Genomic DNA, 5047 nt, shown 5'->3' with positions numbered 1-5047 from the left:
CGGTCCGCCACGTCCGTGTACGGGGTGACCGGTGGCAATCCGCTGCTGGTGGCCGAGATGCTGGCCACCGCCGCGGTGGGTGTCCCGCCGACCGTGCGTGACCTCATGTTGTCCCGACTGAGCGGGATGTCCCCGGCCGCTCGCGAGGTCGCCGGGCTGGTGTCGGTGGTGCCGTCATGCGTCGAGCCGACGGTGCTCGACACCCGGGCCGCCGGCGTCGACGAGTGCATGGCCCACGGCGTCCTCACCGCGACCGGCGACCGGTTGGGCTTCCGGCACGAGCTGCTGCGGCGCGCCGTCGAGGAGTCGCTGTCACCGGTACGCCGTGCCGCGCTGCACGCCGAGGTGCTGGCTGCGCTCAACGGGCGGCCCGGGGTGGACCCGGCCCGCATGGTGCACCACGCACACCATGCCGGCGATCCGGTGGCGGTGTTGCGCTGGGCCCCGGTGGCCGCCCGGCAGGCGTCCGAACTGGGCGCGTACCGGCAGGCCACCGCGCACTACGCCACGGCGCTGGAGTGCGCCGCCGTGCTGCCGGACGCCGACCGGGCCGGGCTGCTGGAGGCGTACTCGGTGGCGGCCTATCTGGGCGGGCGGGCGCCGGAGGCGCTGACCGCCCGCCGGCAGGCGCTGGCGCTGCGCGAGGCGCGGGGAGACACCGCGGAGATCGGCGTCGGGTTGCGCTGGGTGTCACGGTTCGCGTGGTGGACCGGCCGGACCGCCGAGGCCCGGGAGGCCGGGGTCCGGGCGGTGGAGGTGCTGCGCACGCTGCCGCCCGGGCGGGAGCTGGCGATGGCGTACAGCAACCTGTCGCAGCTGTACATGCTGGCCGACGAGGACGGCGCCGCGATCGAGTGGGGCGGGCGCGCGATCGAGCTGGCCGGCCGGTGCGGCGACCGCGAGACCGAGCTGCACGCCCGGGTGAACATCGGCAGCGCGCGCCTGCAGCGCGGTGAGCCGGAGGGCGTGGCCGAGCTGACGCGGGCGTACGAGGAGGCAGCCGCCGCCGGTCTCGACGACCACGCCGGCCGGGCCCTGGTGAACCTCGCCTGCACGTCCGTGGACTGGGCCGCCTACGACACCGCCGAGCGGGCGATGGCCGACGTCCTCGCCTTCACCGCCGCCCGCGACCTGGACGGCTACGGCCGGCACGTCCTGGGAAACCGTGCCCGCCTGCGCCTGGCCCGAGGTGACTGGGCCGCCGCCCTCGCCGACGCCGATCATGCGCTGGCCGGCCGCGACCAGCCCGGCGGCTCCCTGATCGGCGGCCTGACCACCCGCGGCATCATCGCTGCGCGGCGCGGGCAGCCCGGCGCGTACGCGGATCTGATCCTCGCCGCTGAACGCGGCTACGCCACCGACGAGCTGCAGTTCGTCGCGCCCGCCTCGGCCGCGCTGTCCGAGTGGTTCTGGCTGGCCGGCGATCCGGACCGGGCAGCCGCCGAGGCGAAGCGGGGGCTGGAGGTCGCCCAGCGGGGCGGCCAGCCGTGGTTCCTCGGCGAGCTGGCGTTCCGGCTGTGGCGCGCGGGCGGCTTGAGCGAGGCACCCGCCGGGGCGGCCCGGCCGTACCGTCTGCTGATCGACGGCGACTGGCGCGGGGCGGCGGACGAGTGGCGGGGACGCGGCTGCCCGTACCCGGCGGCGGAGGCCCTGAGCTGCGGCGACGCCGACGCGATCGTGGAGGCCCTGGGGGTGTTCGACGCGTTCGGCGCGGTCGTGCCGGCCCGGCGGCTGCGCGCCGACCTGCGCAGCCTCGGCCTGCGCGTGCCCCGCGGGCCGCGGCCCTCCACCGCCGCCGATCCGACCGGCCTGACCGCCCGTCAGCTGGAGGTGCTGCGGCTGCTCGCGGACGGACTGAGCAACGCGCAGATCGCCCGGCAGCTGACGGTATCGGCGAAGACGGTCGACCACCACGTGTCCGCGATCCTCGGCAAGCTCGGCGTGGCGTCGCGCGGTCTGGCGGCCGCGGCGGCGCGCGACCGGGGTCTCGTCTAGGGACACCGCCCGCCCAACATGGGGAACTTCACCCATGTGGCGGCCGGCTGCCCGCTCGTAACGTCTCGGCCATGACGACATCTCTCGCGCTCGACGGCATCAAGGCCAAGCAGCAGAAGACCTGGGCAAGCGGCGACTACGGTGCGGTGGCGGCCCTCATCCATCCGATCTCCGAGGCGACGGTGCAGGCGGCCGACCTGTCCGCCGGCTCGCGGGTGCTCGACGTGGCGACCGGCACCGGGAACGCGGCCATCGCCGCCGCCCGTTGCCTGTGCGAGGTCACCGCCGTGGACTACGTGACCGACCTGATGGACCGCGGCAGGGCCCGCGCCGAGGCCGAACACCTGACGGTGACGTTCCGCGAGGCCGACGCCGAGCGGCTGCCGTGCGACGACGGCGAGTACGACGCGGTGCTGTCGGTCGTCGGCGTGATGTTCGCGCCGGACCAGGAGCGCGCCGCCGCCGAACTGCTCCGGGTGTGCCGGCCCGGTGGCACGCTCGCGCTGGCCAACTGGACCCCGGACGGCTTCATCGGCCACCTGTTCCGGACGGTCGGCCGGCACGTCCCGCCGCCGCCGGGTGTGCGGCCACCGACGGAGTGGGGCACCGAGGCGCGGCTGCGGGAACTGTTCGGCGAGCGCGTCACCGGGTTGCGGTTCGCCCGGCGCAACTTCGTCTTCCGGTTCGCCTCGGCGGCGCAGTTCGCCGACTACTTCCGGGCCAACTACGGGCCGACCCTCAAGGCTTTCGAGGCACTGGACGAGCACGCCGCCAAGTTGCTGTACGACGATCTGGTCGAACTGGCCGACCGGCACAACGCCGCCACCGACGGCACGGTCAAGATCCCGGCCGCGTACGCGGAGGTGCTGGCCTACAAGGCTTAAAGAGTGTTGTGTATGGCGACCTCTGGTTATGCCGTCGTGCGGATGCTCTGGTAGCGGGTCTGTTGACCAGCCAGACGAGCGGCCATCAGCCGGATCATCTCGATCTTGATGAGGTCTTCGGCGTGGGCGGTGATGCGTTCGTAGTCGCGGCACAGCGTGCGGCAGCGGGTCAGCCAGCCGAACGTTCTCTCCACGACCTACCGGCGGGGTAGCAGTTGGAGCCTTTGATGTCGTCGTTGCGTTTGACGACTTCCAGCCTCATTCCCAGTTCGTGTTCAGCCCAGTCGAGAAGGCTGGCATCCACTGGCATCCACGCTGTTGGCGTACCCTCCGTCGACCCAGATCAGCCCGATGGGGGTTCTGCTCGTCGATGAGTGCATGGGTGGGCTCGGCGGGCGTCATCCCCGCCAGTATTCATGTTGTCCACAAAAAACACGATCTTGGCGGGGATGACCCACTCCTGGCGCGATCGGCGCGCCGCATTTCCTTAGCGTGGTTGCTTGATGCTCTCGATGATTCGCGCGAAGCCTTCTTTTCCGTGGCCGGCATCAATCTGGCGTTGCATGAGGCGCTGGACCATGGCGAGTACTTCGGTGCTGATGCCCTGGTCGGCACTGGCGGCCAGGATGCCGCCGAGGGCGACGTCGGAGAACTCCAGGCTCTGTTGCCCTTCGACGGTGTAGTCCCCGCCGTCGATGACCGCAGCGAACCCTTGGAACGCACCGGTCATGGCGGTCTGCCACGGTGCAGCCATGACGGCGAACGCGCCCGCCGTCACGCCAGCCGGCGCGACCATGGCGGCGCCTTGCATGAATCCGGCGAACATGACGTACATGCCGGCGAGCAGCGCGAGGTCGTACAGGGACGCCAGCCCGGGATCCTCACCGAAGTAGGTACTGCCGCCCCACAGGTCGAGCAGCGGCTTGTACTGGTCGAAAACGGCGGCCGATCCGCTGTAGAGGATCGATGACCCGGGCTGGCCGATCATGGGTGGGACGGCCATGATGCCGCCGTCCAGGTACGCGATCCGGGCATCGGCAGCCCAGGCGGCCATCTCGCGTGACTGCTCCGGTGACGTCGTGGTCACGTTGATCAACGTTCGTCCGGCCAACTGGCCGGCGAGCGGATCGAGCACTTCGTGGACCGACGCGTGGTCCAGCAGGCATGCGATCACCAGCCGGCTGGCCCGCACCGCGTCGCCTGCCGTGGCGGCGGCCTGCGCGCCCTGCGCAACCAGGTTGTCCGCCTTTCCCGCTGAACGGTTCCAGACTGTCGTCGTGTTTCCGGCCTTCACCAAGGCGGCTGCGAGAGCGCTACCCATCGCGCCCAGGCCGAGAACGCTCACCTGGACACTGTCGTTGGTTGTCATGTTTCGGGCTCTCCCTCGTGTTCGTCGTTCGGGGAGATCCTCTCCGCTGCCGGTAGGGTTGACCAGTACCGACTAATTAGTCAGGTACTCACCTGGAGGTAAGTAGGCCTTGGAGGGGCGGATGGCAACTTCAGCACGACGTGGTCCCTACTTCTGCGGCATCGATGCCGCAATGGACGTGGTGGCCGGCAAGTGGAAGTCGCTGATCCTCTGGGAGTTGCACAACCACGGGACCCGCCGGTTCGCCGAGCTCCGACGCGGTCTGCCGGGCGTCAGCGAGAAAATGCTGATTCAACATCTGCGGGAGATGGAAGAAGACGGGCTCGTGCATCGTGAGGTGCACCGCGAGGTGCCGCCGAAGGTGGAGTACTCCCTGACAGAGCACGGCGTATCCCTCAACGCCGCGCTGGCATCCTTGGGGAAATGGGGCACCGAACGCATCCGGCGGATCGGCGCGGAAAAGGTTTCGGTCGACGTTGCCGGGGCAGTTCTTCGTTAAGCACCCGAGTTGACGTCAATAGACTTCTTGCACCGGCAGCGAGCAGGAAGCGCGTCCAGGGAATTGTGGCTGGACGCGCTGGTCACCGCCGTCGGTGAGATCGGCGTGCTGACCGGCGCGCCCGCCCCGCACCTGGACGCGCTACTCGGCCTCACCCGTCTCGCGGTCCGCCAGGTGGTGTTGTCTCGGTTCGTGCCTCGCCGTCGGGATCCGGCCGCGCCTCGGGTCGTGCATCGCAGCGCGCGGGTCGCGTTGCGGGTGACGCCCGGGCAGCGGCGGCGTTGTTTCGGGCTGCTGCGC

The 5047-nt window shown here is 70.9% G+C and carries 6 protein-coding genes; 4 read left to right on the top strand and 2 right to left on the bottom strand.

The features are described from left to right. Positions 1-1995 (top strand): LuxR C-terminal-related transcriptional regulator (locus NCC78_RS27390; RefSeq protein WP_250798079.1); only part of this gene is annotated, 1995 nt, incomplete at its 5' end. 71 nt (positions 1996-2066) lie between these two features. Then, entirely contained in the window at positions 2067-2879 is an 813-nt protein-coding gene (locus NCC78_RS27385; protein WP_250798077.1) for a class I SAM-dependent methyltransferase, read from the top strand. A gap of 26 nt (positions 2880-2905) precedes the next feature. Here the strand turns inward: NCC78_RS27385 and NCC78_RS27380 are convergent, their stop codons facing one another. Continuing rightward, positions 2906-3073: a hypothetical protein gene (locus tag NCC78_RS27380; protein ID WP_372495216.1), complete on the bottom strand. Its 168-nt coding sequence runs from the start codon at positions 3071-3073 to the stop codon at positions 2906-2908. Positions 3074-3366: 293 nt separating this feature from the next. Next, positions 3367-4248 (bottom strand): NAD(P)-dependent oxidoreductase, encoded by an 882-nt coding sequence (locus NCC78_RS27375; RefSeq protein WP_250798076.1) that lies wholly within the window; start codon positions 4246-4248, stop codon positions 3367-3369. Positions 4249-4369: 121 nt separating this feature from the next. Here NCC78_RS27375 and NCC78_RS27370 point away from each other — a divergent pair, with 121 nt between their 5' ends. After that, entirely contained in the window at positions 4370-4747 is a 378-nt protein-coding gene (locus NCC78_RS27370; protein WP_250798075.1) for a winged helix-turn-helix transcriptional regulator, read from the top strand. 9 nt (positions 4748-4756) lie between these two features. Further along, positions 4757-5047: hypothetical protein (locus NCC78_RS27365; RefSeq protein ID WP_250798070.1), on the top strand; the 291-nt coding region annotated here is incomplete at its 3' end.

The organism is Micromonospora phytophila, from assembly GCF_023656545.1.
GTDB lineage: Bacteria > Actinomycetota > Actinomycetes > Mycobacteriales > Micromonosporaceae > Micromonospora > Micromonospora phytophila.
Note: the sequence above shows the minus strand (reverse complement) of the source record. Positions and strands in the feature narration are given on the sequence as shown.